The organism is Streptomyces sp. NPDC029139, assembly GCF_055564335.1.
Map to the genome: position 1 here is coordinate 729,550 of NZ_JBVHWN010000002.1, position 26,920 is coordinate 756,469.

Here is a 26,920-nt window from a genome sequence, read left to right on the forward strand (position 1 = left end):
GAGTACGGAACTGCCTGGCGGCTATGTGCCGTGGCGGCCAACCGCCATGTCAGGCCGTGGGCTTGAGGGCGTCGTAGCGGAGGAATCCGCGCCCGTGGAGGGCGAGGGCGCCCACGGCGAGGACGCAGGCGACGCCGCCGCCGGTGATGGCGACCGCCGGGGACGTCAGATCCGCGACGGTCCCGGCGAGGAAGTCGCCGAGCCGTGGCCCGCCCGCGACGACCACGATGAAGACGCCCTGCAGCCGTCCGCGCATCTCGTCCGGGGCCGCGACCTGCATCATCGTGTTGCGGAAGATCATGGAGACGGTGTCGGAGTAGCCGGCGAGGGCGAGCAGGAGCAGCCCGAGCCAGAGATTGCGGGTGAGCCCGAAGACGGCGATCGCGGTGCCCCAGCAGGCGACGGCGAGCAGGATCGCCTGTCCGTGGTGGCGGATGCGCCCCTGCCATCCGCTGAGCACCCCGCCGAGGAGCGCTCCGGCGGCCGGGGCGGCGGCGAGCAGTCCGGCGGTGCGGGCGTCGCCGTCGTACCAGAGCACGGCGACGACGGGGAACAACGCTCGCGGGTGGGCGAGGATCATCGCGCAGAAGTCCGAGAAGAACGTCATGCGCAGATTGGGCCGGGTGGCGAGGAAGCGCAGCCCGTCCAGGACGGAGGCGCGCCGGGGGCCGCTCGGGTCGCCGGTGCGCTCGGGGAGCATGGAGGGCAGCCGCCACATCGCGTACAGCGCGGCGGAGAACGCGACGGCGTCGACCAGGTAGGCGATCTGGTACCCGCCGAAGCCGACGACGAGACCGCCGAGGCTCGGTCCCACGAGCATCCCGAAGGTCGTGGTCATCGAGTTCAGCGCGTTGGCGGCGCGCAACTGCTCGGGCGGCAGCAGGCGCGGGATCATCGAGGTCCGGGCGGGCGAGCTGAGCGCGGCGCAGACGGACTGCAGGGCCACGATCGCGTACAGGAACCAGACCCGGTGGAAACCGGCGAACGCGACCGCGGCGAGGGCGGCGGAGAGGACGGCGGAGCCGGTGGCGCTGGCGAGCCCGAGCTTGCGCCGGTCGACGGTGTCCGCGACGGCACCGCCGTAGAGCCCGAAGACGATCAGCGGTACGAGGGAGAACAGCCCGACGAGGCCCACGGAGAACGGCGAGCGGGTGATCTCGTACACCTGGAGCGAGACCGCGAGCGCGGTCATGCCCTGGCCGACCCAGGAGACGGTGTTGCCGAACCAGAGGCGGCGGTAGTGCGCGGAGGTACGGAGCGGGGTGAGGTCGGCGAAGACCCTGCGGCGCTCGGTCTGTTCGGTGGTGCTCACGCGACGTCGTACCGGAGCTCGGGCCTGGCCCAGTGGATGCGGCCGGCGGGCTCGACGGTGCCGGCGCGGCGGGCGCCCGTCCGCAGGTAGAAGTCCTCGGCGGGCGGATGCGCGACGACCCGCACGGACGTCAGTCCGGCGGCGCGGGCCTGGCCGATCATGTGCTCCATCAGCATCCGTCCGATGCCGCTCCCCTGGGCCTCGTCGGCGACGAAGGCGAGGTCCAGCTCGGCCTCGCCGAGGAGGAGCGCGTAGAACCCGAGCACGCGATCCCGTTCGTCGACGGCGACGAAGACGCGGTGGTGCTCGATGTACGTCCCTCCGACGACATAGCCGTCGACCATCGCGGCGTAGTCACCGCGGTAGGCGGCCGATTTCCGCACGAGCCGGGTCAGGCGGCGCGAGTCGTCGGCGGTGGCCCGCCGGAGGGTGGGGAAGGACATGGATCGAGTATAGGGACGGGACGGAGAGGGACTCCTTACAATTTTCCGCCACCAGCTCGGCCCGCCGGGACGGCACCGCCGCGCGTGGCGTTCCGCGCCTCACCTCGGGCGGTACTACCCCCTAGGGGGCGTCCTGGGCGGTACCCCTACGGAGCGTCCTGCGCGCAGGCGCTCAGGTCGTCCGGGTCGACGCTGTCGAGCCGGGCGGCCAGTTCGTCGAGCCGGGTCCGCAGGGCGCGGATCTCCGCCAGTTCCAGGCCCGTCGCGGCGGCGATCCGCTTCGGTACGCCGAGGGCCTTCTCCCGCAGCGCCGCGCCGTCCGCGGTGGGGCGCACGGTCACCGAGCGCTCGTCCTCGGCGCTGCGTCGCCGCTCGACGTATCCCGCCGCCTCCAGCCGCTTGAGCAGCGGCGACAGGGTGCCCGAGTCCAGCCTCAGCCGCTCGCCGATCCCCTTCACCGGCAGTTCGCCGTGCTCCCAGAGCACCAGCATCACCAGGTACTGGGGGTAGGTGAGCCCGAGTTCCTTGAGCGCGCCGCGGTACACGCCGTTGAAGGCGCGGGTGGCGGCGTGCAGGGAGAAGCAGATCTGGTGGTCGAGCCGGAGGAAGTCCTCGTCGCGGGTCGTGTGGAGCGTCGCCATGGTTCCAGAGTACGACACATCACATCGCGAGCGATTAAGTTGTGCACAACTCAGTAGCGCGCTACCTTCATAACCGCACCCCGACCGCGAACGGAAACGAGGACCCATGAACGCGATCTACACCGCCGTCGCCACCGCCAACGGCCGCGAGGGCCGCGCCGTCAGCTCCGACGGCCACATCGACCTCCCGCTCGCCCACCCCCAGGCCCTCGGCGGCAACGGCCAGGGCACGAACCCGGAGCAGCTCTTCGCCGCCGGCTACGCGGCCTGCTTCGCGAGCGCCATGGGCCTGGTGGCACGCCAGGAGAAGATCGACATCGCGGACGCCTCGATCACCGCCGAGGTCTCGATCGGCAAGGACGAGAAGGACGGCGGCTTCGGCCTCGCGGTCGTCATGCGCGCCGAGTTCCCCGACCACCTCCAGGGCGAGCCGGGCCGCGACCTCCTCGAGAAGACCCACGCGTTCTGCCCGTACTCCAAGGCCACGCGCGGCAACATCCAGGTCGAGCTCGTCATCGAGTAGTCCCGGGAATCAGCCGTACGGACGACGGCACGAGAATGCCCCCGGCGTGTCGTACGTGTCGTACGTCACGCCGGGGGCATTGTTGTCGCCAGGCATCCCCACCCAGGTGGAAACGTTCCTGCTGTGCGACACCGGTGGGGCGGGTGGGACTCGAACCCACGGCCGACGGATTATGAGTCCGCTGCTCTAACCGGCTGAGCTACCGCCCCTGACGGTGTGGCGCGTACATGTGTGCGCGCCGTCTGCCGCAGCATAGCCGCTCATACGATCTCCTGCTCCGGATGCTCGGCACTGCTGCGCGCTGCTCCACCATGAGGACCGCGCAGCGTGGCGCATGGTTCCCGGAGACAAGAAAAAGGACCCCGAAGGGTCCTCTTTCCTCTGCTCCCCCGGCTGGACTCGAACCAGCAACCCTCCGGTTAACAGCCGAATGCTCTGCCAATTGAGCTACAGGGGATCGCGCTCCCCCGACTGGACTCGAACCAGTAACCTGCCGGTTAACAGCCGGCTGCTCTGCCAATTGAGCTACAGGGGATTGCTGCGTTTGCACCGAACGTACCCACCTCGGGTGTTCCGAGCGGGCGCTCCTTCGCTGCGACACATACATTAGCGCAAGCAGGGGGGTGCTCCGCCAATCGGTATGCCGTGGCCGTTCGTGGGCACCAGTGATGCATCAGGGAAGCTCCAGGGAAGGGTGGTGCCGCCGTGCGGTACAAGCTGACGTTCGTCGTGGGACTGGCCCTCGGTTACGTCGTCGGGACGCGGGCCGGTCGTGAGCGCTACGAACAGCTGAAGAAGTCCGCCAAGGACCTCAGCCGGAACCCCGCTGTGCGCAACGCCGCGGAGTCCGCGGCCCAGACCGGGCGGGACGTCGCCGGGAAGGCGCTCCACGCCGTGAGCGACAAGGTCGGCGACAGGCTGCCCGCGTCGGTCACGGACCGGATCCACGCGCTGCGCCATCACAACGGCCAGGTCACCGAGGACGAGTGGGGCGTGAGCAACACCTGAGCCGCGCCGCCCGCGGGCTCGGGAACGGGCCTGCCGCCCCGAGCACGCTCCACCTACTCCCCCGCGTGCGGCAGAATCTCCTGTCATGGGGATAGTCGCCGGCTTGGACAGTTCTGCTGAGTTCACACGCATCGTCGTCTGCGACGCGGACACGGGTGCCGTACTGCGGCAGGGGTACGCCCCGCATCCCGTCGAGCCGAAGGCCGCGGACGTCGATCCGCAGGTGTGGCTGCTCTCGCTCGGCGAGGCCGCGGGCGGGGGGCTGCTCGAAGGCGTCCAGGCCATCGGCGTCTCCGCCCAGCAGCACGCGATCGTGCCGCTCGACCCGCAGGGCGCCCTGGTGCGCCCCGCGATGGCCGGGAACGACAAGCGGGCGCAGGTGGCCGCCGCCGACCTCATCGAGGCGCTGGGCGGACGCCAGGCGTGGGCCGAGGCGGTCGGATGCGTACCGCAGTCCGGCCAGCCGGTCGCCAAGCTGCGCTGGCTGGCCCGCACCGAGCCGGAGAACGCCCACCGCGTGGCGATGCTCCTCCAGCCGCACGACTGGCTGGTCTGGCAGCTCCTCGGCCGTCCCCCGCGCCGTACCACCGACCGCGGCGCCGCCTCGGCCACCGGCTACTGGTCGGCCGGCGCCGGCGCGTACCGCCCCGACCTCGTCGAGCTGGCGCTCGGTCACCAGGCCGCGCTTCCCGAGGTGCTCGGCCCGTCCGACGCCGCCGGGACCACCCCCGAGGGACTGCTGATCTCCGCCGGCACGGGCGAGACCATGGCCGCCGCGTTCGGGCTCGGCCTCGGGACCGGCGACGCCGTCGTCTCCCTCGGTGCCTCCGGCTCCGTGATGGCCGTGCACCACGAGGCGCTCGCCGACCCGCACGGCCTGATCACCTCCTTCGCCGACGCGACCGGCATGCACCTGCCCGTCGTCCACACCTCCAACGCGGTGCGGGCCCTGCGCGGCACCGCCGAGATGCTCGGCGCGGAGAGCCTGGACGAGCTGTCCGCGCTCGCGCTGAAGTCGACGCCGGGCGCCTCCGGGCTCGTCCTCCTGCCCTACCTGGAGGGCGAGCGCACCCCGCGGCTGCCCCACACGGCCGGCACCCTCAGCGGGCTGCGCCGCGAGTCGATGAAGCCCGAGCACCTCGCACGGGCCGCCTTCGAGGGCATGCTCTGTTCGCTCACCGACGCCATGGACGTGCTGCGCGGACGGGGGGTCGAGGTGCGCCGGGTGTTCCTGCTGGGCGCCGCGGCCGGGCTGCCCGCCGTCCAGGCGATGGCGCCGGCGATCTTCGGTGCGCAGGTCGTCGTCCCCCAGCCGGCGGACTACGCGGCGCTCGGTGCCGCCCGGCAGGCCGCGTGGGCCCTCGGTGTCTCGCGGGGCACGCTCTCGCCGTCCGTTCCCCCGGCCTGGCAGGGCGCCGCCGCGCAGGTCCTGGAGCCGGGCGAGGAGCTGGCGGTGGGTCAGGCCGTACGGCAGCAGTACGTGGCCACGCGGGAGCAGCTCCACCCGGGAGCGTTCGGGGTCTAGCCGGAGAAGGGTGGGCTCTGGGCGGAGTGCCGGCACGACTCGACAAAACCCGGTCGTAACGTCCGGGGGGCGCGGGCGATAGTAGAACCCGTGCTCCTACGACTTCTCCGAACCCACCTTCGACCGTACAAGAAGCCCATCGCCCTGCTGGTCCTGCTCCAGCTCCTGCAGACCTGCGCCTCCCTCTACCTGCCGACCCTCAACGCGGACATCATCGACAACGGTGTCGTGAACGGGGACACCGGCTACATCCTGCGGTTCGGCGCCCTGATGATCGCGGTCTCCGTGCTCCAGGTCGTCTGCAACATCGGGGCCGTCTACTACGGGGCGCGGACCGCCTCCGCGCTCGGCCGGGACGTCCGCGGCGCCGTCTTCGAGCGGGTGCAGTCCTTCTCCGCCCGGGAGGTCGGGCAGTTCGGCGCGCCGTCGCTGATCACCCGGACCACCAACGACGTCCAGCAGGTCCAGATGCTGGTCCTGATGGCGTTCACGCTCATGGTCTCGGCGCCCATCATGTGCGTCGGCGGCATCGTCATGGCGCTGAGCCTCGACGTGCCGCTGTCCGCGGTGCTGATCGCGGTCGTGCCGGTCCTCGGCATCTCGGTCTCGCTGATCGTGAAGAAGATGCGGCCGCTGTTCCGCACCATGCAGGAGCGGCTCGACACCGTGAACCGGGTGCTGCGCGAGCAGATCACCGGCAACCGCGTGATCCGCGCGTTCGTGAGGGACGACTACGAGCGTGAGCGGTTCAAGGGCGCGAACACCGAGCTGACCGACGTGTCGATGGCGACCGGCCGGCTGATGGCGCTGATGTTCCCGACCGTCATGACGGTCGTGAACGTCTCCAGCATCGCGGTGGTCTGGTTCGGCGCGCACCGCATCGACAGCGGAGGGATGGAGATCGGGGCGCTGACCGCGTTCCTCGCCTATCTGATGCAGATCGTGATGGCCGTGATGATGGCCACCTTCATGTTCATGATGGTGCCGCGGGCCGAGGTGTGTGCCGAGCGCATCGAGGAGGTCCTGTCGACCGAGAGCAGCGTGGTGCCGCCGGCCGAGCCCGTGACCGCGCTGGAGCGTCGCGGCCATCTGGAGGTCCGGGGCGCGGACTTCCGCTACCCGGGCGCCGAGGAGTCGGTGCTGCGGGACGTGGAGCTGGTGGCCCGGCCCGGTGAGACGACGGCGATCATCGGTTCGACGGGCAGCGGCAAGTCGACCCTGCTCGGTCTGGTGCCGCGGCTGTTCGACGTGACCGGCGGCGAGGTGCTCGTCGACGGGGTGGACGTACGGACGCTGGACCCGCGGCTGATGGCGCGGACCGTGGGGCTCGTCCCCCAGAAGCCGTACCTCTTCTCCGGGACGGTGGCGACGAATCTGCGGTACGGGAATCCCGACGCGACCGACGAGGAGCTGTGGCACGCGCTGGAGGTCGCCCAGGCCGCCGACTTCGTGAAGAGGCTGGAGAACGGGCTGGACGCGCCGATCGCGCAGGGCGGGACGAACGTGTCCGGCGGGCAGCGGCAGCGGCTCGCCATCGCGCGGACGCTGGTGCAGCGGCCGGAGATCTATCTCTTCGACGACTCGTTCTCGGCGCTCGACTACAAGACGGACGCCCTGCTGAGAGAAGCGCTCAAGGAGGAGACGGCGGACTCGACCGTCGTCATCGTCGCCCAGCGGGTGTCGACCATCCGGGACGCCGATCGCATCGTGGTCCTCGACGAGGGCCGGGTCGTGGGCACCGGACGCCATCACGAGCTGATGGCGGGCAATGAGACGTACCGGGAGATCGTGCTCTCCCAGCTGACCGAGGCGGAGGCAGCCTGATGGCCGGTCCTGGCGGACGAATGATGGCCGGTGGCGGCCCCGACCAGCGGTCGATGGACTTCAAGGGCTCGGGCAAGCGGCTGGTGAAGCAGCTGGCGCCCGAGCGGGGCGCGCTGTGGCTGATGCTGATCGCCGGGGTGCTCAGCGTGGCGGCCTCGGTGGTGGGCCCGAAGATCCTCGGCAAGGCGACCGACCTGGTCTTCGCGGGGGTCGTCGGACGCGAGATGCCCGCGGGCACGACGAAGGCGCAGCAGATCGAGCGGCTGCGGGCGACGGGCGACGGCGGGATGGCCGACATGCTGTCCGGCGTCGACTTCGCCCCCGGGCGGGGCATCGACTTCGGGGCCGTGGGCGAGGTCCTGCTCTGGGCGCTGGTCATCTACGTGGCGGCCGGGCTCTTCATGCTGGTCTCGACCCGCATGTCGATCAAGGTGATCAACCGGACGGTCTACCGGATGCGCGAGGACGTGCAGGCGAAGCTGTCGCGGCTGCCGCTGTCGTACTTCGACAAGGCCAAGCGCGGCGAGGTCCTCAGCCGGGCGACCAACGACATCGACAACATCTCCCAGACGCTCCAGCAGTCGATGGGGCAGCTGATCAACTCGCTGCTCACCATCGTCGGCGTGCTGGCGATGATGTTCTGGATCTCCCCGCTGCTCGCGCTGGTGGCGCTGGTGACCGTGCCGGTGTCGGTGGTCGTGGCGACGCGGATCGGCAAGCGTTCGCAGCCGCATTTCGTGCAGCAGTGGCGGTCCACGGGAAAGCTCAACGCCCATGTGGAGGAGATGTACACCGGCCATGCGCTGGTGAAGGTCTTCGGGCGGCAGGACGAGTCGGCGGCCGACTTCCGCGAGCAGAACGACGCGCTGTACGAGGCGGGGTTCAAGGCCCAGTTCAACAGCGGCGTGATGCAGCCGGTGATGTTCTTCGTCTCGAACATCAACTACGTGCTGGTGGCCGTGGTCGGCGGGCTCCGGGTGGCGAGCGGCACGCTGTCGATCGGTGACGTGCAGGCGTTCATCCAGTACTCCCGGCAGTTCTCGATGCCGCTGACGCAGGTCGCCTCGATGGCGAACCTGGTGCAGTCGGGTGTCGCCTCGGCCGAGCGGATCTTCGAGCTGCTCGACGCCGAGGAGCAGGAGCCGGACGCTCCCCGCGGCGAGCGCGGCGAGACCGGGGCGCCGCCGACCGGCGGCTGGGAGAGGTCCGCCGCCGTCAAGGGCAGGGTCGCGCTGGAGGAGGTGTCCTTCCGGTACGAGCCGGAGAAGCCGCTCATCGAGAAGCTGTCGCTGTCGGTGGAGCCGGGGCAGACGGTCGCGATCGTCGGTCCGACCGGCGCGGGCAAGACGACGCTCGTGAACCTGCTGATGCGGTTCTACGAGGTGACGGGCGGCCGGATCACCCTCGACGGCACGGACATCTCGTCGATGTCCCGGGAGGACCTCCGGTCCGGGATCGGCATGGTCCTTCAGGACACCTGGCTCTTCGGCGGCACGATCGCGGACAACATCGCGTACGGCGCGTCCCGCGAGGTGACCCGGGAGGAGATCGAGGAGGCGGCGCGGGCCGCGCACGCCGACCGCTTCATCCGCACCCTGCCCGACGGCTACGACACCGTCATCGACGACGAGGGTTCGGGTGTCAGCGCGGGCGAGAAGCAGCTGATCACCATCGCGCGGGCGTTCCTGTCCGACCCGGTGATCCTCGTCCTCGACGAGGCGACCAGCTCGGTCGACACCCGCACCGAGGTCCTCATCCAGAAGGCGATGGCGCGCCTGGCGCACGGGCGTACGTCGTTCGTCATCGCGCACCGGCTCTCCACCATCAGGGACGCCGACGTGATCCTCGTGATGGAGAACGGCGCGATCGTCGAGCAGGGCACGCACGACGAACTGCTGGCGGCCGAGGGTGCCTACGCCCGGCTGTACGCGGCCCAGTTCGCGCAGGCGGTCGCCGAGGTGGACTGACCCCGGCCGCGCGACGTGATCGACCGCCGGTGACCCGTGCCGCACGACGAGCGGCACGGGTCGTGCGGGACTTTCGCCGCACGGCCTAGTCGAGGTATCCGCGCAGCTGGTCGGCGTAGGCGTGGTCCCGGAGCTTGTTGAGGGTCTTGGACTCGATCTGGCGGATGCGTTCGCGCGTCACGCCGAAGAGGCGGCCTATCTCCTCCAGGGTGCGCGGTCTGCCGTCGTCCAGGCCGTAGCGGAGCTGGACCACCTTGCGCTCGCGCTCACCGAGGGTGGAGAGGACGGCGTCCAGGTGCTCGCGCAGCAGCAGGAACGCCGCTGATTCCACGGGACTCGCGGCATCGCCGTCCTCGATGAGATCGCCGAGGGCGACCTCGTCCTCCTCACCGACGGGAGCGTGCAGGGAGATCGGTTCCTGGGCCAGGCGCAGCACCTCGCTGACCCGCTCGGGCATCAGGTCGAGCTGGGCCGCGACCTCCTCGGGTGTGGGTTCGTAGCCGCGCTCCTGGAGCATCCGGCGCTGGACGCGGACGACCCGGTTGATCAGTTCGACGACGTGGACGGGGACGCGGATGGTCCGGGCCTGGTCGGCGAGGGCCCGGGACATCGCCTGTCGGATCCACCAGGTGGCGTACGTCGAGAACTTGTAGCCGCGCGCGTAGTCGAACTTCTCCACCGCCCGGATCAGGCCGAGGTTCCCCTCCTGGACCAGGTCGAGCATGGTCAGCCCGCGCCCGACGTACCGCTTGGCGACGGAGACGACGAGCCTCAGGTTGGCCTCGATGAGGCGGCGTTTGGCCATCCGGCCGAGGACGACGAGCCGGTCCAGGTCGAGCGCCAACCGGGAGTCGAGGTCGGGGGTGTTGAGCAGCTTCTCCTCGGCGAACAGGCCGGCCTCCACGCGACGGGCGAGCTCGACCTCCTCGGCGGCTGTGAGGAGCGGGATGCGGCCTATCTCGCGCAGGTACTGGCGGAACAGGTCGGACGAGGGACCGTTCCCGCCGAGATCGAACCGGCGGGGGACCGGCTCGGGCTCGGACGTGTCGTCCACGAACTCGACGGGCTCGGGCGGATCGGACACCTCGGCCGGCTCCGCGGGGGCCGGCGCCGCCGGGTGGGGGGCGGCCGGGCGTTGCCCGGGCACGACGTCCGTCGGGGACAGGGTCTGGGTCTGCACGGGGGCGACCTCCAGGTGATCGCTGCCGGTGCTCCGGGGGCTCAGGCACCGTCCCCAGTGTGGGGTACGACACATCACCGCCACGAGGGGCGTGCGGTGACTTTTTGAGTCCGTGGGGTCACCGAACGTCAGAGACCGCCCTGGGTTCAGAGTGCCGCGGCTCCGTTGGTGCGCAGGGACTGGCCGTACTGGGTGAGGACCCACAGTTCGTTCTGTACGGCGGCCAGCTGTTCCGGGTCGGCGTGCGGGCCGAGGCGGGCGAGCGTGCCCTGGATGTCGCGGATGCGGCGGTCGACGGCGCGCAGGCGGACCTGGACGAGCTGGGCGCCCGCGTAGACCTCGTCGACGGCCTTGGCGAAGATCGCCTCGACGGCGAGTTCGGTGACGAGCGAGCGGACGGTGTCGTTGGGCGCGGCCTCGCGGACGGCGGACAGATAGTCGGCGGGTGCGTCGGTGGCGCCGCCGGCGTCCTGGATGCACTGGCGGACGGCGGCGTACGGCGGGGCGGTGAACTCGTCGACGCCGTACGCGTCGAAGGCCGGGGAGACCAGTTCGGGGCGCTGGAGGGCGAGCTTGAGGAGTTCGCGCTCGGTGCGGTGGGCGGGGCTGCGCAGGTTGAGCGCCGGGCCGCTGCTCGCGGCGGCGGCCTGGGGGGCGTAGTCCCCCGCACCCCTTCGGGCAGGGGAACCACCCCCATGCTGCGGGGCCGCCGGCGCCGAGGTGCCCCGGCCGCCCCGGTCGCGCTGCCAGCGGGCGATCTGGGCGACCCGCCTGACGACGAACTGGGTGTCGAGGATGCCGAGCATGCCGGCGAGCTGGACGGCGACCTCGTGCTGCGCGCCGATGTTCTTGATCCGGGCGACGATCGGCGCGGCCTCGTCGAGGGCGGCGGCCCGGCCGGCCGGGGTCTCCAGGTCGTAGCGCTTCACGATCTGGCGGAGCGCGAACTCGAACAGGGGGGTGCGCGGCTCGACGAGGTCGACGACGGCCTGGTCGCCCTTGGCGAGGCGCAGGTCGCAGGGGTCCATGCCGTCGGGGGCGATGGCGATGTAGGTCTCGGCGGCGAACTTCTGGTCGTCCTCGAAGGCGCGCAGGGCGGCCTTCTGGCCGGCGGCGTCGCCGTCGAACGTGAAGATCACGCGGGCCGAGCCGTTGTCCATCAGGAGCCGGCGGAGGATCTTGATGTGGTCGCCGCCGAAGGCGGTGCCGCAGGTGGCGATGGCGGTGGTGACCCCGGCGAGATGGCAGGCCATGACGTCGGTGTAGCCCTCGACGACGACGGCCCGGCTGACCTTGGCGATGTCCTTCTTGGCCAGGTCGATGCCGTAGAGCACCTGGGACTTCTTGTAGATCGGCGTCTCGGGCGTGTTCAGGTACTTGGGGCCGTTGTCGTCGTCGCGGAGTCTGCGCGCGCCGAAGCCGACGACCTCGCCGCCGACGTCGCGGATGGGCCACATGAGCCGGCCGCGGAAGCGGTCGATGGGGCCGCGCCGGCCGTCCTGGGAGAGGCCGGAGAGGATCAGCTCCTTGTCGGAGAAGCCCTTGCCGCGCAGGTAGCGGGTGAGGTGGTCCCAGCCGGCCGGGGAGTAGCCGACGCCGAAGTGCTCGGCGGCGGCCTGGTCGAAGCCGCGCTCGGCGAGGAACTTCCGGCCGATCTCGGCTTCGGGCGAGGCGAGTTGGTCGATGTAGAACTGGGTGGCGGCCTTGTGGGCCTCGACGAGACGGATGCGCTCGCCACGCTGGTGGCCGGGGTTGTAGCCGCCCTCCTCGTACCGCAGCGTGATGCCCGCCTTCGCGGCGAGGCGCTCGACCGTCTCCGAGAAGGAGAGGTGGTCGATCTTCATCACGAAGGCGATGGTGTCGCCGCCCTCCTGGCAGCCGAAGCAGTGGAACAGGCCCTTGCTCGGGCTGACCTGGAAGGAGGGGGACTTCTCGTCGTGGAAGGGGCACAGGCCCTTGAGGTTGCCACCGCCGGCGTTGCGGAGCTGGAGGTACTCGGACACGACGGCGTCGATCGGGACCGCGTCCCGTACCGCCTTCACGTCGTCATCGTTGATCCTGCCTGCCACGCGGGAAGTCTACGGGGGGTCCGGGGGGTCGTCCCCCAGGAGGACGCGGCCGGTGTGACGGAGGGTTTCAGAGCAGGCTCTCCAGGGGGACGGAGGGGTCTCCGAGGGCCTCGGTGTCCACCGGGACACCGGCTCGGACGAGCCGCTGGATCGACTCTGTGACGTCCCACACATTCACGTTCATCCCGGCCAGGATCTTGCGCTCCTTGAGCCAGAAGGCGATGAACTGCCGCTTGCCGACATCGCCGCGCAGTACGACCTGGTCGTAGGAGCCGGGCGGCGCCCAGCCCGAGTACTCCATGCCCAGGTCGTACTGGTCGGAGAAGAAGTACGGGACGCGGTCGTACGACACCGTCTGGCCGAGCATGGCGCGGGCGGCGGCCGGGCCGCCGTTGAGCGCGTTGGCCCAGTGCTCGACGCGCAGCCGGGTGTGCAGGAGCGGGTGGTCGGCGGCGGCGACGTCGCCGGCCGCGAAGATCTCGGGGTCGGAGGTGCGCAGGGACGCGTCGACGGCGATGCCGCCGCCGTGGGCGCGGTCGACCAGGGCGAGGCCGGCGGCCTCGGCGAGGGCGGTGCGCGGGGCGGCCCCGACGGCGGCGAGGACGGCGTGGGCGGGGTGCTCCTCGCCGTCGTCGGTGCGGACGGCGAGGACCATGCCGTCCTGGCCGACGATCTCGGCGAGCCGGGCGCCGAAGACGAAGCGGACGCCGTGCTCGGCGTGCAGGTCGGCGAAGAGCTGGCCGAGTTCGGGGCCGAGGACGTGGTGGAGCGGGGTGGGCTCGGACTCGACGACGGTGACCTCGGCGCCGTAGCCGCGGGCCGCGGCGGCGACCTCCAGGCCGATCCAGCCGCCGCCCGCGATCACCAGGTGGCCGTTGTCGCGGCCGAGGGCGGCCAGGACGTGGCGCAGCCGGTCGGCGTGGGCGAGCCGGCGCAGATGGTGGACGCCGGCGAGGTCGGTGCCGGGGACGTCGAGGCGGCGGGGCTCGGCGCCGGTGGCGAGGAGGAGCCGGTCGTAGCGGATGGTGGTGCCGTCGCCGAGGCGTACGGTGCGGGCCTCGCGGTCGACGGCGGTGACGGGCTGCCCGAGGTGGAGCTCGACCTCGGCGCGGGCGTACCAGGCGGGCTCGTGGACGAAGACGCTGTCCCGTGCCTCCTTGCCGGTGAGGTAGCCCTTGGAGAGGGGTGGACGTTCGTAGGGGTGGTCACGCTCGTCGCCGATGAGGATCACTCGGCCGGTGAACCCCTCGGAGCGGAGCGTCTCCGCCGCCTTGGCCCCGGCCAGGCCCCCGCCGACGATGACGAAGGTCTGATCTGCGTCGACCACTTGATGCCTCCTCGTTGCGACCGCTTCTACGCTACGCCTCCGGGCGTTCGGCGAGCCGTTCCGCCTCGGGTCCTCACCGAGCGTCCCGCACGGAGGGTGATGGCGGAAGGGGGCGGGGCCGCCTGGCGGAGCCGTCAGCCGTGGTGGCGGCAGAGGCGGGTGTGGAGGGTGCGGGCGGAGGCGTCGGTGAGGGAGGCGATCTGGTCGATGATCACCCGCTTGCGCGACCGGTCGTCGTCCGCCGTGTCGAACAGGGCGCGGAACTGGGGGTCGAGACCCTCCGGGGCGCGGGCGGTGAGCGCCTCGGCGAGTTCGGCGAGGACGATCCGCTGGTCGGCGCGGAGCGCTTCCTGTTCGGCGCGCTGCATGACGTACCGGTCGGCGACGGCCTTGAGGACGGCGCATTCGTTGCGGGTCTCGCGGGGGACGACGAGTTCGGCGGCGTACCGGGTGAGGCGGCCGGAGCCGTACGCCTGGCGGGTGGCGCCCTCGGCGGCGAGGCAGAAGCGGCCGATGAGCTGGCTGGTGGCGTCCTTGAGGCGGGCCTGCGCGACGGCCGATCCGTCGTAGCCGTGCGGCCACCAGTCCTGGTCGACGAGCCGGTCGAGGGCGTCGGCGAGCTCCTGCGGGTCGGTGTCCTGCGGTACGTACCGTCCGATGGCGACGGCCCAGATGTCGGCGCGCTCGGGCTCGGCGAAGAGCATGTTCGGGTCGATGTGGCCGGCGTGCAGGCCGTCCTCGAAGTCGTGGACGGAGTACGCCACGTCGTCGGCCCAGTCCATGACCTGGGCCTCGAAGCACTTGCGGTGCGCGGGGGCGCCCTGCCGGGCCCAGGCGAAGACGGGGAGGTCGTCCTCGTACACGCCGAACTTGGGCGAGTCGGGGTCCTCGGGGTGTCCGCCGCGGGGCCAGGGGTACTTGGTGGCGGCGTCGAGGGCGGCGCGGGTGAGGTTGAGGCCGACGCTGGTGGGCTCGCCGGTGTGGGGGTCGGTGATGAACCGCTTGGGTTCGATCCGGGTGAGCAGGCGGAGGGACTGGGCGTTGCCCTCGAAGCCGCCGCAGTCCTTGGCGAAGTCGTTGAGGGCGACCTCGCCGTTGTGCCCGAAGGGCGGGTGGCCCATGTCGTGGGCGAGGCAGGCGGTCTCGACGAGATCGGGGTCGCAGCCGAGCGCGGCACCGAGCTCCCGGCCGACCTGGGCGCACTCCAGGGAGTGGGTGAGCCGGGTGCGGGGGCTGGCGTCCCAGGCGTGGCTGCGGGTGCCGGGGGTGACGACCTGGGTCTTGCCGGCGAGTCTGCGCAGGGCGCTGGAGTGCAGCACCCGCGCGCGGTCGCGCTGGAAGGCGGTCCGTCCGGGCCGCTTGTCGGGCTCGGCGGCCCAGCGCTCCGTCGCGGTGTCGTCGTAGCCGGTGGTGTCCGTGATGCCGGGGGTGTCCGTGAAGCCTTCCATGCTCCGACGGTAACCGGCGGGAGGGACAACCGGGGCGTGACGCCACCCGGGACTGGCCTTCAGGTCAGGAACTCGTAGGAGTACAGGCCACGTTCGCCGACCGCGACGAGTCCGCGGCCGTCGGGGAGCCAGGCGCAGGAGGTGTAGGGCGTCTCGGCTCGGACAGCGGCGACGGTACGGCCGGTGGCGGCGTCCAGGACGCGGAGCATGGTGCCGGCGATGGCGATCCACTTCCCGTCCGGTGAGACGGAGAGGCCGTTCACCGGGCCGTCGGGGTGGGTGTGGGTGGCGAGGGGCTCGCCGGTGCGGGGGTCCCAGTGGGTGAGGGCTCCGGTGGTGGAGGTGGTGAGGAGGCGGGTGCCGTCGGGGGTGACGGCGAGGGCGGTGATCCTTCCGTCGTGCGGGAGGTCGAGGTGCCCCTCGGCCGACCGCCGGCCCGGCGCGAGCCGGAACACGTTCACCGACGACTCCGACCCGTCGGAGCCGGAGCCGGACCGGTGGCGCAGTACGGCCAGCCAGGTGCCGTCCGGCGCGATGGCCACCGCGTGCGCCCGGCCGACCGTGCCCGGGGGGCGTGGCAGGAGGGCGGTCCGCCGCTCGGTGGAGCGGTCCCACAGCTGGAGCGCGCCCTCGGAGTCGGCGACGGCGATCCAGCTGTCGTCGGGGGCGACGGCGAGGGCCTGCGCCGAGACGGTGTGGCCGAGCCGGAGGACGACGGGGCTCGCACCCGAGGAGCCTTCGACGCTTCTGATCTCGACCCTGAACAGGTGTCCGACGGCGTACCAGCCGCCGTTCGCGCCGAACGCGACCGGCCCCCGGTACTCGTCTCCGATCCCGGAGGACAGCGGGCTCCCCCAGGTGTCGCCGAGCGGGTCGCCGAGCCGGGTGACCCCGTCGCGATGTGCGACGGCCAGCAGTCCGGCGTGTCCGACGGCGGTGACGGTCCGCATCCCCCCGCCCTCGCCGGACCGGAACCGCTCGGGTCCGGAGCGGTCCCAGATCTTGACCGACCCGTCCTCCCCCGCGCTGATCAGCCGGTCGCCGTCGGGCGTGAAGGCGACGGCGTGGACCCCGCCCTGGTGGGCCGAGTAGCGGGCACGGCAGGTGCGCAGCCCGCGATCCCAGACCGCGAGCGTCCCGTCCTCGCCACCGCTCGCCAGCCACCTGCCGTCCGGTGACACCGCGACGGCGGTGGCGGCGCCGCTGTGGGCGTCGATCGTGGTCGTGGCACCCGAGCCCGACTCGTCCCACAGGTGCAGCGCCCCGTCGTCCCAGGCCGCGACCGACCACCCGCCGTGCGGCCCGTAGGCCAGAGCGTTCACCTGGCGGCCCGCGTGACCTCCCCGGGCCGGCAGGTACGAAGAGAGGTCCACGGACATCCGCGTCGCGCCGGCCCACCCGCCGAGTGCCAGCACGGTGGCGTCCGGAGCGACGGCCAGGCAGGTGGCGGTCGCACTGGACATCCGTCTGGCTTCGGCGAGCCGCGCCCCGCCCGCGGCGTCCCAGAGCTCCACATGACGGGCCGTGACCGTCACCACACGGGTGCCGTCGGGGGTGATCGCCAGGGCGTGTACCGACGCGCCTTCGTCCCCGACCGGCCCGAGGGTCCTCGTCGGCAGGGTGGCTCGGCCGAGTGACCAGAGGTGAACGGTGCGGCCGGAGCCGGCGGTCGCGAGCCAGGTGCCGTCCGGGGACATCGCCAGGGACCGGAACCGGCCCTGGCCGCGGACGTCCACGGCCAGCCGGCCGCCGCTGTTCGGGTCGAGGCCGCGGGCCATGCCGTCGGCTCCGATCGTGACGAGCGCGTCGCCGGCCGGGGAGACCGCCACGGCCCACACGGGGCCGTTGTGACCGAAGAAGGTACGGATCAGCGCCGGTTCCGGCAGGTCCGGCGGGGTGCGGCGGTTGCGGAGGTGCGGCCCGGGTCCGGGACCGGCGCGGCGCTCGTCGACCCGGTCGCGCCAGAGCGGCAGCGACTCCAGGCGGCTGTGCAGGACGTTCGTCAGCAGTTCGGGCGGGTCGGTGGGGGTGAGGAGGTGGGCGGTGCGGGTGAGGTCGTCGGCGAGGTGCGCGGCCGTGCGGGTGGGGACGGCGGCCAGATCCGCCCAGGCCGCGAGCGGGCCGCGCTGGTGCAGCCGGGTCTCGATCCAGCGGAGGTCGCTCGCGACGCGTTGGGCCTCCTGCGTCCGCCCGGCCGCGAGCAGGTGCTCGACGGCGTGGTCGAGGACGTAGCCCCGGATGTCCTCGGCGGGCTCCCAGGGGGTCGGACCGACGGCGTCGGCGAGCGTGCCGTGCAGGGCGGTCATGGTCGCCTCGCCGAGTTCCTTCTGCAGGTAGTCGCGGAGCACGTCGTGGAGGGTGATCCGGCCGCCGTGGGCGGAGGTGAGCGAGACCAGGGACAGCCGGTCGAGCTCCCCGCAGAGGGCCCGGGTCTCCGACTCGTCGAGTCCTCCGGTCTCCGACCACAGGCGGGCGATCAGGGGTACGGGGATCGACTCGTCCTCGGCGAACACCGCGAGTTCCGCGAGCCGCCGGTCGCCGCCGGTCGGGAGCAGGGTGGTGGCCGCCTCCACGGTGGCCCGGACGGCCAGGGCACGGCGCACCGGATCGTCGAGGTCGAGTGGCGCGGAGTCGGCGTCCACGATCGCCGGGCCGTTCGCGGCGAGCCCGCGCAGGGCGTCCGCCGCCGCGGCCGCCGGGTCCGTGCCGGTGGCGATCCGGCGCGTGATCAGGCGGTTGGTGAGGCGTAGCAGGAGCGCCCAGCGCCCCGTGGCCTCCAGGAGGTCCCGTACGAGCGTCTCGGGGAGTGCGGGCAGCTCCCAGGTCAGGACGGCGCGGGCCTGGGCGGGGGACATCTGGTCGACCCGGACCCGCTCCGTGCCGCGGGGCAGGGCCCCGGGGACCCGGGTGGTCACCAGGCGTACGCACCGCGTTCCGCCTCTCAGGAACGGGTCGAGCTGCTCGGCGTCCCAGACGTCGTCCAGGACGAGGAGGGTCGGGGGACGGCTGTCGAGCAGCCGCCCGAGGTGGTCGCCGGCGAGGCCCGGGTCGTCGAAGGTGGTGGTGTCGCCGGTGATGAAACGGGTGGCCTCGGCGACCTTCGCCGCGACGGCGGCGCGACCGCGGACGTCGCGACCGATCGTGACGGTGTAGGTCCGGCCACGGAAGTGCCTGCGTACCCGGGGACTTGCCGCCACCGCTCCCGCGAGGACGGTCTTGCCGAAGCCGCCCGCGCCCTCCAGGGAGGTGGTGATGGCCACCGTCCGGCTGCCGCTCCCTCGGCCGGTGCGGCACACGGCCTTGACCGTCCGCGCGCGTTCGGCCCGGTCGACCACCCAGTCCGGGACAGGGTGTTGCGGGGGTGGGGGCGGGTCGGTGGCCACGGTGGAGGTCCGCTCCTGCCGCCAGGCCACGACCACGGCGACGAGGACGCCGACGGCGGCGAGGCCGGCCACCCACCACCACGGCTGTTGCCGGACCCGGTCGAGCACCCCGGGCCAACGCTCCCTGGACGTCGCCGCGTTGGCCGCCAGTGAGACCAGTACGGCGACCGCCGCCGCGATCGCGGCGAGCGAGGCTCCCTTGACGGCACCGCGCATGATCCACCCCCCGCGCGCAGAATAACCACGGCGCGCGGGCGGCGTCAGCGACTGACGGCGAGTTCTCGCTGCGGCGCGCGGGCCAGGGCGCGGTCGTAGCGGTGGAGGACCAGGCGGGCGAGGGCGGGGTGGGCGCCGAGGGGGGCGGCGGCGATCCAGGGGGCGTGGGCGGCGGCGCGGCCGGCGAAGAGTCCGGGGGCGGTGAAGCAGGAGGCGACGGCTGTCCGGTGCCGGCCGCGGGCGGCGAGGAGGCGCAGGGCCTCGGGGACGGTGGGTGCGGCGGCGGAGGCGTACGCGGGCACGACGGGCACTCCCCCGAGCCGTTCGCCGAGGAGGGCGGCGGTGCGGCGGATGTCGGCGAGGGACTCGGGGTCGCGGGAGCCGGCGGCGGCCAGGACGACGCCCGTGGACCGGGACGCGCTGTCCGCGGCGGTCCAGCCGGCCTCGGCGAGCCGGTCGGCGAGGGCCTCGACGAGCAGGGGGTGCGGGCCGAGCGGGGCGGCGATCCGGGTGCGCAGGGCCGGTGCGGCGGCAGCGGCGGCGGGCAGGTCGTGCTTGACGTGGTAGCCGCGGGCGAAGAGGAGGGGGACGAGCACGGCGTCCCGGCCGCCCTCCTCGGTGAGGCCGGCGAGGGTGTCGTCGAGGAGCGGGGCGTTCAGCTCGATGTGGGCGAGGCGGACGTCGAGCGTGGGGCGGAGTTCGCGAACCCGGTCGAGGAGCAGGGCGAGGGTGGCGCGCGCCCGGGGGTCGCGGCTGCCGTGGCCGACGGCGACGAGGGTGGGCGGGCTCGGGGGGGCGCTCATGGGCGGCCTGCGCGTTCTGTCACGGTGGAGATGGCTCAGCTGGCTGCCGAGCTGCGTCGTGATGCGGCCGAGCAGCTCGGCGGTGCTGTCGAACGTGGTGTCCGGCTCCGTCATGTACCGATCCTGACGGCGGCTCGTTGCCTCCCCGTTGCGCGGGCGTCACGAGTGTTTACCTTCGGCTCACCGCCCACCGGTCCGCGATGTCAGGCGCCCGTGTCCAGCCAGACCCTCAGGGTGCCGGTCTCCTCGAAGCCGAGGGCCCGCGCCGGGAGCAGGTCGTCGCCGGACTCGTAGCCGACGACGGGGCCGCCGTCCGCGACGAGGCCGAGGCAGCCGGCCCATGCCTCGGCCGGGTCGGTGCCCTCGGTGGCGAAGAGGTTGGAGACGCCGGTGACCGGGCCGCTCGCGCTGAGGACCGCGCCGCCGACGATGCGGCCGTCCTGGCCGTGTCCGGCGACGATCGTCGTCGCCGGATCGGCGAGCAGTCCGGTACGGAAGAGGGCGGCCGCGTCGGCGTCTGCGCCGCTCCATGCCGCGGCCCAGGCGGCCAGCTCCCCGGGGGTGCGGACGGGCCGCCACACCGCGGCGACGGGCGGTACGGGCAGCCCGGCCGGCCGGTGGATCCAGCGGGCCTCGAACAGTTCCCGGAAGCCGTCGGCCGTCAGGTCCAGGCCGGCGAAGCTGTCCTTGACCGAGGCGCCTGGGGCGCTCCGGTCGATGGCGGTCAGCACGTCCCGTACGGACGCCTCGGCGCTGAGCGTCACCGCGTCCGGGTAGTACAGCGGGGTGCGGACCGGGTTGGTCCAGGCGCGGGGGCCGAAGGTGCCCGGGCGGCCGTGGGCGCGGCACATGGCCTGGCACCACTCGGCGTTGTTGCGCACGGCTTCCATGATCATGTGCGGATCGTACGGTTCTGCCCCGCGCTTTCTCATTCTTTTATCTAGCGGAATATCTTTTCCGCCATGCGAATGATTTCCTCTCCCCTCTCCGAGCCTCCCCGGCTTCTCAGACGGGCCGCCGCCGAACTCGTCGGCACCGCCGCCCTCCTGGCCGTCGTCGTCGGATCGGGCATCCAGGCGGCCGCTCTGAGCCCGGACGTCGGGGTGCGCCTGCTGGCCAACTCGCTCGCCTCCGCCCTCGGGCTCGGTCTGCTCGTCGCCCTCCTCGGCCCACTCTCCGGCGGCCACCTCAACCCGGCCGTCACCCTCTCCGAGTGGTGGGCCCGGCGGGGCGGGGCCGACGCCCCGGGCGTCCGGGAGGTCGCCGTCTATCTCGGCGCCCAGCTCACCGGCGCGATCGCCGGGGCCCTGCTCGCCGAGGCGATGTTCGGGCGGCCGCCCGGCATCTGGTCCACCCAGGTCCGCTCCGGCGCCCACCTGCTGCTCGGCGAGACCGTCGCCACCGCCGGGCTCGTCCTGCTCGTCCAGGGCCTGCGCCGCATCGGCCGCTCCTCGCTCGCCCCGGTCGCCGTGGCCGGATACCTCCTTGCGGCGATCTGGTTCACCTCCTCGGGTTCCTTCGCCAACCCCGCGGGAACGGTCGGCCGTGCCTTCTCCGACTCCTTCACCGGCATCGCCCCCGCCTCGCTGCCCGGATTCGTCGCGGCGCAGCTCCTCGGCACCCTGCTCGGCATCGCCCTCGCCGCCGTTCTGTACGGCCCGGGTGAACCGAACCGCCCCTGTTCGCGTCGAGAGGAGTGACGGGGCAGACGAGATCCACGGAGGTTCCAGCCATGCGACGCGTCCGCGTACCGGCCCGGGTGGCCGCCCGGCTGCGGCGGGTGAGGCTTCCCCGCACCACGCGTGCCCGCCGCCGCACCGTGCAGGCCGTGATGCTGGGCGCCGTCCTCGCCCTCGCCCCGGCCACCTGGACGCACGCCGTCGCCGACAGCCGGCTGCGCACCACCGCCGACGTGCCCGCCCAGGACGTCGCCGTCGTCTTCGGCGCGGGCCTCTGGAACGGCCGCCCCACCCCGTACCTCGCGCACCGCCTGGACACCGCCGCCGAGCTCTACCGCGCCGGCAAGGTCAAGGTCGTCCTCGTCACCGGCGACAACAGCCGGGTGGAGTACGACGAGCCCGACGCGATGCGCGGGTACCTCACCGAGCGCGGGGTGCCGGACGGCCGGATCGTCAGCGACTACGCGGGCTTCGACACCTGGGACTCCTGCGTCCGCGCGAAGAAGATCTTCGGCGTCGACCGGGCGGTCCTGGTCACGCAGGACTTCCACATCAAGCGGGCGGTGGCGCTCTGCCGGGCGGCCGGGATCGAGTCGTACGGCGTGAAGGTCGTCGAACCCCATGACTCCGTCTTCTACTACGGCGGCGTCCGCGAACTCGTCGCCGCGAGCAAGGCGGCCCTGGACGCGGCGCTGCGACCGGATCCGCACTTCCTCGGAGAGCGCGAGGAGGGCGTGACGGAGGCGCTGGGGGGCGTCTAGTCGGTCAGGCCCCGGGTCGGTGAGCGGGGTCTCGTGCATGGGGCCTCCCCAGGCCCGCCAGGGTCGAGGGGACGCATCGCAAGGCGGAGGAGGGAGCCGACGCGGTGGGGGCACCTCCCGTGCCCGGAGGGCTACGGGGGAGTTGACGACCGACGACAACGCGGCGTGGGGGCACCTCCCGTGCTCTGAAGGGCTACGGGGGAGCGGTGCCAGGGCACGCGAGCCCGGCGAGATCGGCAAGACGCCCCCTAGCCTCGGCGGGCTGACCCTCACGTTCGGGGCGGTGCCCGGGGGAGCAGATCGCACGGGACTTGTAATTTGGCACGCCGCCTCCCGTAACACGCCCGTCGCATGCTTTCCGCATGTCCGAGGCTGCCACCACCCCCACGCACTGCCCCTACTGCGCCCTCCAGTGCGGTATGTCGCTCCGCCCCACGGCCGAGCGGTCCGTCGAGGTGGTCGAGCGCACGGACTTCCCGGTCAACCGGGGCGCGCTGTGCGGCAAGGGCCGCACCGCCCCGGCCGTACTCTCCTCCCGGGTCAGGCTGACCGGGCCCCTGGTCCGATGCCCTGACACAGGTGCCCTGGAGCCCGCCTCCTGGGAGGAGGCCCTCGCCGCCGTCGCCGACGGGCTGCGCCGGACCCGCGCCGACCACGGACCCGATGCCGTGGGGGTCTTCGGCGGCGGCGGCCTCACCAACGAGAAGGCGTACACGCTGGGCAAGTTCGCCCGGCTCGTCCTCGCCACCTCGCAGATCGACTACAACGGCCGCTTCTGCATGTCCTCGGCGGCCGCCGCGCACCAGCGGGCCTTCGGGCTCGACCGGGGGCTGCCCTTCCCGCTGGAGGACATTCCCCGCACCGGCTGTGTGATCCTCGTCGGCTCCAACCTGGCCGAGACCATGCCGCCCGCGCTGCGCTACCTCACCGAGCTGAAGGAGAACGGCGGCAAGCTCATCGTCGTCGACCCGCGCCGCACCCGGACCGCCGAGCAGGCCGACCTCCACCTCGCGCCCCGCCCGGGCACCGACCTCGCGCTCGCCCTCGGGCTGCTGCACCTGGTGGTGGCCGAGGGACGGGTGGACGAGGAGTTCGTCCGCGAGCGCACGTCGGGCTGGGAGGAGGCCCGGGCCGGGGTGATGGCGCACTGGCCCGAGCTGGTGGAGCGGATCACCGGCGTGCCGGTGCCGCACCTGCGGGACGCCATGCGGATGTTCTGCGACGCGGAGACCGGGATGGTGCTCACGGCACGCGGCCCGGAGCAGCAGTCGAAGGGCACGGACACGGTCGGCGCCTGGATCAACCTCTGCCTCGCGACCGGACGGGCGGGACGTCCGCTCTCCGGTTACGGCTGCCTCACCGGGCAGGGCAACGGCCAGGGCGGCCGGGAACACGGCCAGAAGGCCGACCAGCTCCCTGGCTACCGCAAGCTCGACGACCCGGCGGCCCGGGCGCACGTCGCCAGGGTGTGGGGGGTGGCCCCGGAGTCGCTGCCGGGTCCGGGCAGGAGCGCCTACGAACTCCTGGACGCCCTCGGCGGCGAGGTGAAGTCCCTGCTCCTCATGGGCTCGAACCCGGTGGTCTCGGCGCCGCGCGCCGCGCACATCGAGGAACGGCTGCGCTCGCTCGACTTCCTGGCCGTCGCGGACGTGGTCCTGTCGGAGACGGCGGAGCTGGCGGACGTGGTGCTGCCGGTGACCCAGTGGGCGGAGGAGACCGGGACGACGACCAACCTGGAGGGCCGGGTGCTGCTGCGGCAGCGCGCCCTGACCCCGCCGGAGGGGGTGCGCACCGACCTGGAGGTGATGCACGCGCTCGCCGGTCTGCTCGGCTGGGAGAAGGGCTTCCCCACCGACCCGGAGGAGGTCTTCGACGAGCTCCGCCGGGCCTCGGCCGGCGGTCCCGCGGACTACTCCGGGATCAGCTACCGCCGTATCCGCGAGGAGAACGGCGTCTTCTGGCCCTGCCCGGAGCACTCCGAGGGGGACGCCCACCCCGGCACCCCCCGCCTCTTCCTCGACCGGTTCGCGACCGCCGACGGGCGCGCGCGGTTCGTGCCCGTCGTGCACCGGGCCGCCGCGGAGGAGACGGACGCCGAGTATCCGATCGTGCTGACGACCGGGCGGGTCGTCGCCCAGTACCAGTCCGGGGCGCAGACCCGGCGGGTCGACGAGCTGAACGCCGCCGCGCCCGGCGCGTTCGTCGAGCTGCATCCGCGGCTCGCGGAGCGGCTCGGGGTGGCCGACGGCGAACAGATCGCCGTGGTCTCGCGGCGCGGGCGGGCGGTGGCACCCGCGCGGGTCACGACCACCATCCGGCCGGACACCGTCTTCATGCCCTTCCACTGGCCCGGGGAGGGCCGGGCGAACACCCTCACCAACCCCGCCCTCGACCCGGTCTCCCGGATGCCCGAGTTCAAGGTGTGCGCGGTCCGCCTCGAGCCCGCCAGTCCCCGCCCCCGATGAGCGGGCCGAGCGGGGTGCCGGGCGCCGCGAACCAGACCCAGGCGCGGACGGCCGCGCCGTCCCTGAGCCGTACGGCCGTGCGCTCCACCCGCTCGTACCCGGCGCCCGACTCCACCTCGTCGAGAGTGGCGAGCAGGGCGCCGTAGGCCCCGGGCGCGGGGGTCACCAGGTCGCCCGCGACGCATCCCTCGCCCGGTACGGCGTACGGATAGCCGGGCCCGTCGTACAGCAGCGCGCCCGTGAGGCGGGCGGGTTCCTCCGCCGCGGTACGGCCGAGGAGGAAGCGGTCGTGGTTGTACTCGCCGGGGCGCAGGGTGCCGTAGACGAAGAAGGGCGGCTCCGTCAGGGGCTCCCTCGCGGGTTCCCTCGCGGCCTCCCTCCGGTGCTCTGTCGCGCGCTCCCTCACGGTGCCCCGGTCGTCTCGGTCGCGGTCGTCTCGGCCTCGGTCGTCTCGGTCGCGGTCGTCTCGGCCTCGATCGTCTCGGTCGCGGTCGTCTCGGCCTCGATCCACTCCAGGTAGGCGGCCGACGCGCGGACCACCGGGGTGGCGACGATCTCCGGGGTGTCGTAGTCGTGCACGGCCGACAGGTGGGCCTCCAGGGCCTCGTAGCGGGCCTCGGTCGTCTTGAAGAGGACCTGCCACTCCTCGTCGGTCTCGATCGCGTTCCGCCAGTGGTAGACGGAGGTGACGGGGCCGGAGATCTGCGCGCAGGCGGCGAGGCGGGCCTCGACCGCCCCGCGCGCGAGCTCCCGCGCCTTGGCGGCGCTGTCGGTCGTGGTCAGTACGGTGAGTGCGAGGGTCACGCCGTCACCGTACCGTCACGCCACCACGGCGAACTGGGCCGCGTACAGCCGGGCGTAGGCACCCTCGGCCGCCAGCAGTTCGTCGTGCGTCCCCTGCTCGGCGATCGCGCCGTTCTCCATCACGAGGATCACGTCGGCGTCCCTGATGGTGGAGAGCCGGTGCGCGATGACGAACGAGGTGCGGCCCGCCCGGAGGGACGACATCGCCTTCTGGATGAGGACCTCGGTGCGGGTGTCGACCGAGCTGGTCGCCTCGTCGAGGACGAGGATCACGGGCTCGGACAGGAACGCCCGCGCGATGGTGATCAGCTGCTTCTCGCCCGCGCTCAGCCCGGCGCCGTCCTCGTCGAGGACCGTGTCGTAGCCGTCGGGCAGGGTGCGGATGAAGCGGTCGGCGTGCGTGGCCATGGCGGCCTCGACGATCCGCTCGCGGGAGACCTCGCCCGGGACGCCGTAGGCGATGTTGTCGGCGATCGTGCCGCCGAAGAGCCAGGTGTCCTGAAGGACCATGCCGATCCCGGACCGGAGGTCCTCCCGGGACATCGACGAGATGTCCGTGCCGTCGAGGGTGATCCGGCCGCCCGTCACCTCGTAGAACCGCATCAGCAGGTTGACCAGCGTCGTCTTGCCCGCGCCGGTCGGACCGACGATCGCGACCGTCTGTCCCGGCTCCACCGACAGCGACAGGTCCTCCACGAGCGGCTTCTCCGGCTCGTACCGGAAGGACACCTTCTCGAAGGAGACCCGGCCGGTCACCGGTTCCGGGCGGGGGACGCCGGCGGCCGCCGGGGGCTCCTCCTCCGCGTCGAGGAGGTCGAAGACCCGCTCGGCGGAGGCGACTCCGGACTGGAGCAGATTGGCCATGGCCGCGACCTGGGTGATGGGGCCGTTGAACTCGTACGAGTACTGGATGAACGCCTGGACGTCGCCGACGGTCAACGTCCCGCTCGCCACCCGCAGGCCGCCGACCACGGCGATCAGCACGTAGTTGACGTTGCCGACGAAGGTGAGGGCCGGCTGGATGAAGCCCGACATGAACTGGGCGCGGAAGCTCGCGGCGTACAGCTCCTCGCCGAGCGCGTCGAAGCGTGCCGCCGCCTCGTCGCGCCGTCCGAAGGCGACGACCTCCGCGTGGCCGGTGAACATCTCCTCCACATGGCTGTTGAGGCGGCCGGTCACCGCCCATTGCTTGACGAACTGCGGCTGGGCGCGCTTGCCGATCAGGGTGGCGACGAGCAGGGCGAGGGGGACGGTCGCCAGCGCGACCAGGGCGAGCAGCGGCGAGATCCAGAACATCATCACCAGCACGCCCACGAGGGTGAGCAGGGCCCGGACCATCTGGCTGAACGCCTGCTGAAGGGTCTGGGTGATGTTGTCGATGTCGTTGGTGGTGCGGCTGAGGACCTCGCCGCGGGGGGGGGGGGGGGGGGGGGGGGGGGGGGGGAGGGGGGGGGGGGGGGTGGGGTGGGGGGGGTGGGGGGGGGGGGGAGGGGAAGGGATCGAGGAGGGGTTGGGTGAAATGGGGGCCGACGCGGCCGCAGC

The 26,920-nt window shown here is 72.7% G+C and carries 19 protein-coding genes, 3 tRNA genes and 2 pseudogenes; 8 read left to right on the forward strand and 16 right to left on the reverse strand.

Going from position 1 to position 26,920, the window contains the following annotated elements:
* Positions 1-49 precede the first annotated feature (49 nt).
* The 3 genes from ACZ4VW_RS07470 to ACZ4VW_RS07480 form a co-directional block, all read right to left on the reverse strand.
* Positions 50-1,312 (reverse strand): MFS transporter, encoded by a 1,263-nt coding sequence (locus ACZ4VW_RS07470; RefSeq protein WP_467959399.1) that lies wholly within the window; start codon positions 1,310-1,312, stop codon positions 50-52.
* Positions 1,309-1,755 carry a GNAT family N-acetyltransferase gene (locus ACZ4VW_RS07475; protein WP_467959401.1) on the reverse strand — a complete coding sequence of 149 codons (447 nt, stop codon included), beginning with the start codon at positions 1,753-1,755 and terminating at the stop codon, positions 1,309-1,311. The genes ACZ4VW_RS07470 and ACZ4VW_RS07475 overlap by 4 nt, the downstream gene beginning before the upstream one ends.
* A 146-nt stretch (positions 1,756-1,901) precedes the next feature.
* On the reverse strand, positions 1,902-2,396 hold the full coding sequence (locus ACZ4VW_RS07480; protein WP_467959403.1) for a MarR family winged helix-turn-helix transcriptional regulator: 495 nt from the start codon (positions 2,394-2,396) through the stop codon (positions 1,902-1,904).
* Between the two features lie 106 nt (positions 2,397-2,502).
* Here ACZ4VW_RS07480 and ACZ4VW_RS07485 point away from each other — a divergent pair, with 106 nt between their 5' ends.
* Entirely contained in the window at positions 2,503-2,919 is a 417-nt protein-coding gene (locus tag ACZ4VW_RS07485; RefSeq protein WP_467959405.1) for an organic hydroperoxide resistance protein, read from the forward strand.
* Positions 2,920-3,054: 135 nt separating this feature from the next.
* Here ACZ4VW_RS07485 and ACZ4VW_RS07490 read toward each other — a convergent pair.
* From ACZ4VW_RS07490 to ACZ4VW_RS07500, 3 genes are all read right to left on the reverse strand, one after another.
* A tRNA-Ile gene (locus tag ACZ4VW_RS07490) sits at positions 3,055-3,128 on the reverse strand.
* 175 nt (positions 3,129-3,303) lie between these two features.
* Positions 3,304-3,376, reverse strand: a tRNA-Asn gene (locus ACZ4VW_RS07495).
* A 5-nt stretch (positions 3,377-3,381) separates the two neighbouring features.
* Positions 3,382-3,454, reverse strand: a tRNA-Asn gene (locus ACZ4VW_RS07500).
* Between the two features lie 170 nt (positions 3,455-3,624).
* Here ACZ4VW_RS07500 and ACZ4VW_RS07505 point away from each other — a divergent pair.
* The 4 genes from ACZ4VW_RS07505 to ACZ4VW_RS07520 all read left to right on the forward strand — a co-directional run bounded on the left by ACZ4VW_RS07505 (position 3,625) and on the right by ACZ4VW_RS07520 (position 9,243).
* A complete protein-coding gene (locus ACZ4VW_RS07505; RefSeq protein ID WP_467959407.1) occupies positions 3,625-3,927 on the forward strand; it encodes a YtxH domain-containing protein in 303 nt (100 codons plus the stop codon).
* Between the two features lie 85 nt (positions 3,928-4,012).
* The gene (locus ACZ4VW_RS07510; protein WP_467959410.1) at positions 4,013-5,452 is read left to right on the forward strand and encodes an FGGY family carbohydrate kinase; all 1,440 of its coding nucleotides are present in this window, start codon (positions 4,013-4,015) and stop codon (positions 5,450-5,452) included.
* 90 nt (positions 5,453-5,542) lie between these two features.
* Positions 5,543-7,276 carry an ABC transporter ATP-binding protein gene (locus tag ACZ4VW_RS07515; protein WP_467959431.1) on the forward strand — a complete coding sequence of 578 codons (1,734 nt, stop codon included), beginning with the start codon at positions 5,543-5,545 and terminating at the stop codon, positions 7,274-7,276.
* A complete protein-coding gene (locus ACZ4VW_RS07520) occupies positions 7,276-9,243 on the forward strand; it encodes an ABC transporter ATP-binding protein (RefSeq protein ID WP_467959433.1) in 1,968 nt (655 codons plus the stop codon). Before ACZ4VW_RS07515 ends, ACZ4VW_RS07520 begins: the two co-directional genes overlap by 1 nt.
* Before the next feature lie 85 nt (positions 9,244-9,328).
* On the opposite strand, the gene ACZ4VW_RS07525 is transcribed toward ACZ4VW_RS07520, so the two are convergent.
* The 7 genes from ACZ4VW_RS07525 to ACZ4VW_RS07555 all read right to left on the reverse strand — a co-directional run bounded on the left by ACZ4VW_RS07525 (position 9,329) and on the right by ACZ4VW_RS07555 (position 20,565).
* On the reverse strand, positions 9,329-10,498 hold the full coding sequence (locus ACZ4VW_RS07525; protein ID WP_467959435.1) for an RNA polymerase sigma factor: 1,170 nt from the start codon (positions 10,496-10,498) through the stop codon (positions 9,329-9,331).
* Positions 10,499-10,569: 71 nt separating this feature from the next.
* Positions 10,570-12,492 carry a DNA primase gene (dnaG, locus tag ACZ4VW_RS07530; RefSeq protein WP_467959437.1) on the reverse strand — a complete coding sequence of 641 codons (1,923 nt, stop codon included), beginning with the start codon at positions 12,490-12,492 and terminating at the stop codon, positions 10,570-10,572.
* Between the two features lie 67 nt (positions 12,493-12,559).
* Positions 12,560-13,819 carry an NAD(P)/FAD-dependent oxidoreductase gene (locus ACZ4VW_RS07535; RefSeq protein WP_467959439.1) on the reverse strand — a complete coding sequence of 420 codons (1,260 nt, stop codon included), beginning with the start codon at positions 13,817-13,819 and terminating at the stop codon, positions 12,560-12,562.
* A 134-nt stretch (positions 13,820-13,953) separates the two neighbouring features.
* Entirely contained in the window at positions 13,954-15,267 is a 1,314-nt protein-coding gene (locus tag ACZ4VW_RS07540) for a deoxyguanosinetriphosphate triphosphohydrolase (protein ID WP_467959441.1), read from the reverse strand.
* 59 nt (positions 15,268-15,326) lie between these two features.
* Positions 15,327-18,866, reverse strand: coding sequence for an NB-ARC domain-containing protein (locus ACZ4VW_RS07545; protein WP_467959443.1), 3,540 nt, complete (start codon positions 18,864-18,866; stop codon positions 15,327-15,329).
* A gap of 44 nt (positions 18,867-18,910) precedes the next feature.
* On the reverse strand, positions 18,911-19,783 hold the full coding sequence (locus ACZ4VW_RS07550) for a sirohydrochlorin chelatase (protein WP_467959445.1): 873 nt from the start codon (positions 19,781-19,783) through the stop codon (positions 18,911-18,913).
* Between the two features lie 89 nt (positions 19,784-19,872).
* Complete coding sequence (locus ACZ4VW_RS07555; protein WP_467959447.1) at positions 19,873-20,565, reverse strand: hypothetical protein; 693 nt, start codon at positions 20,563-20,565, stop codon at positions 19,873-19,875.
* 66 nt (positions 20,566-20,631) lie between these two features.
* On the opposite strand from ACZ4VW_RS07555, the gene ACZ4VW_RS07560 reads away from it, so the two are divergent.
* The 3 genes from ACZ4VW_RS07560 to ACZ4VW_RS07570 all read left to right on the forward strand — a co-directional run bounded on the left by ACZ4VW_RS07560 (position 20,632) and on the right by ACZ4VW_RS07570 (position 24,574).
* Positions 20,632-21,369 carry an aquaporin gene (locus tag ACZ4VW_RS07560; protein ID WP_467959449.1) on the forward strand — a complete coding sequence of 246 codons (738 nt, stop codon included), beginning with the start codon at positions 20,632-20,634 and terminating at the stop codon, positions 21,367-21,369.
* Between the two features lie 32 nt (positions 21,370-21,401).
* Positions 21,402-22,109, forward strand: a complete 708-nt coding sequence (locus ACZ4VW_RS07565) for a SanA/YdcF family protein (protein ID WP_467959451.1) — start codon at positions 21,402-21,404, stop codon at positions 22,107-22,109.
* A gap of 362 nt (positions 22,110-22,471) precedes the next feature.
* Positions 22,472-24,574: a molybdopterin oxidoreductase family protein gene (locus ACZ4VW_RS07570; RefSeq protein WP_467959453.1), complete on the forward strand. Its 2,103-nt coding sequence runs from the start codon at positions 22,472-22,474 to the stop codon at positions 24,572-24,574.
* On the opposite strand, the gene ACZ4VW_RS07575 is transcribed toward ACZ4VW_RS07570, so the two are convergent.
* The 3 genes and pseudogenes from ACZ4VW_RS07575 to ACZ4VW_RS07585 form a co-directional block, all read right to left on the reverse strand.
* Entirely contained in the window at positions 24,525-24,920 is a 396-nt protein-coding gene (locus ACZ4VW_RS07575) for a gamma-glutamylcyclotransferase family protein (RefSeq protein WP_467959610.1), read from the reverse strand. The two genes, ACZ4VW_RS07570 and ACZ4VW_RS07575, sit on opposite strands and share 50 nt — an antisense overlap.
* A gap of 140 nt (positions 24,921-25,060) precedes the next feature.
* Positions 25,061-25,378 (reverse strand): annotated as a pseudogene (cutA, locus tag ACZ4VW_RS07580) (divalent-cation tolerance protein CutA); the annotation flags it as partial.
* A 15-nt stretch (positions 25,379-25,393) separates the two neighbouring features.
* A pseudogene (locus tag ACZ4VW_RS07585) lies at positions 25,394-26,791 on the reverse strand (ABC transporter ATP-binding protein); the annotation flags it as partial.
* Between the last annotated feature and the right edge of the window lie 129 nt (positions 26,792-26,920).

Excerpts from the sequence above, each read along its gene's own strand:
- ACZ4VW_RS07525 (WP_467959435.1), bottom strand. The coding sequence starts at position 10,498 with ATGTGTCGTACCCCACACTGGGGACGGTGCCTGAGCCCCCGGAGCACC.
- ACZ4VW_RS07485 (WP_467959405.1), top strand. The coding sequence starts at position 2,503 with ATGAACGCGATCTACACCGCCGTCGCCACCGCCAACGGCCGCGAGGGC.
- ACZ4VW_RS07545 (WP_467959443.1), bottom strand. The coding sequence starts at position 18,866 with ATGCGCGGTGCCGTCAAGGGAGCCTCGCTCGCCGCGATCGCGGCGGCG.
- ACZ4VW_RS07520 (WP_467959433.1), top strand. The coding sequence starts at position 7,276 with ATGGCCGGTCCTGGCGGACGAATGATGGCCGGTGGCGGCCCCGACCAG.
- ACZ4VW_RS07475 (WP_467959401.1), bottom strand. The coding sequence starts at position 1,755 with ATGTCCTTCCCCACCCTCCGGCGGGCCACCGCCGACGACTCGCGCCGC.
- ACZ4VW_RS07560 (WP_467959449.1), top strand. The coding sequence starts at position 20,632 with ATGCGAATGATTTCCTCTCCCCTCTCCGAGCCTCCCCGGCTTCTCAGA.
- ACZ4VW_RS07480 (WP_467959403.1), bottom strand. The coding sequence starts at position 2,396 with ATGGCGACGCTCCACACGACCCGCGACGAGGACTTCCTCCGGCTCGAC.
- ACZ4VW_RS07510 (WP_467959410.1), top strand. The coding sequence starts at position 4,013 with ATGGGGATAGTCGCCGGCTTGGACAGTTCTGCTGAGTTCACACGCATC.
- ACZ4VW_RS07565 (WP_467959451.1), top strand. The coding sequence starts at position 21,402 with ATGCGACGCGTCCGCGTACCGGCCCGGGTGGCCGCCCGGCTGCGGCGG.
- ACZ4VW_RS07550 (WP_467959445.1), bottom strand. The coding sequence starts at position 19,783 with ATGACGGAGCCGGACACCACGTTCGACAGCACCGCCGAGCTGCTCGGC.
- ACZ4VW_RS07555 (WP_467959447.1), bottom strand. The coding sequence starts at position 20,565 with ATGATCATGGAAGCCGTGCGCAACAACGCCGAGTGGTGCCAGGCCATG.
- ACZ4VW_RS07570 (WP_467959453.1), top strand. The coding sequence starts at position 22,472 with ATGTCCGAGGCTGCCACCACCCCCACGCACTGCCCCTACTGCGCCCTC.
- ACZ4VW_RS07540 (WP_467959441.1), bottom strand. The coding sequence starts at position 15,267 with ATGGAAGGCTTCACGGACACCCCCGGCATCACGGACACCACCGGCTAC.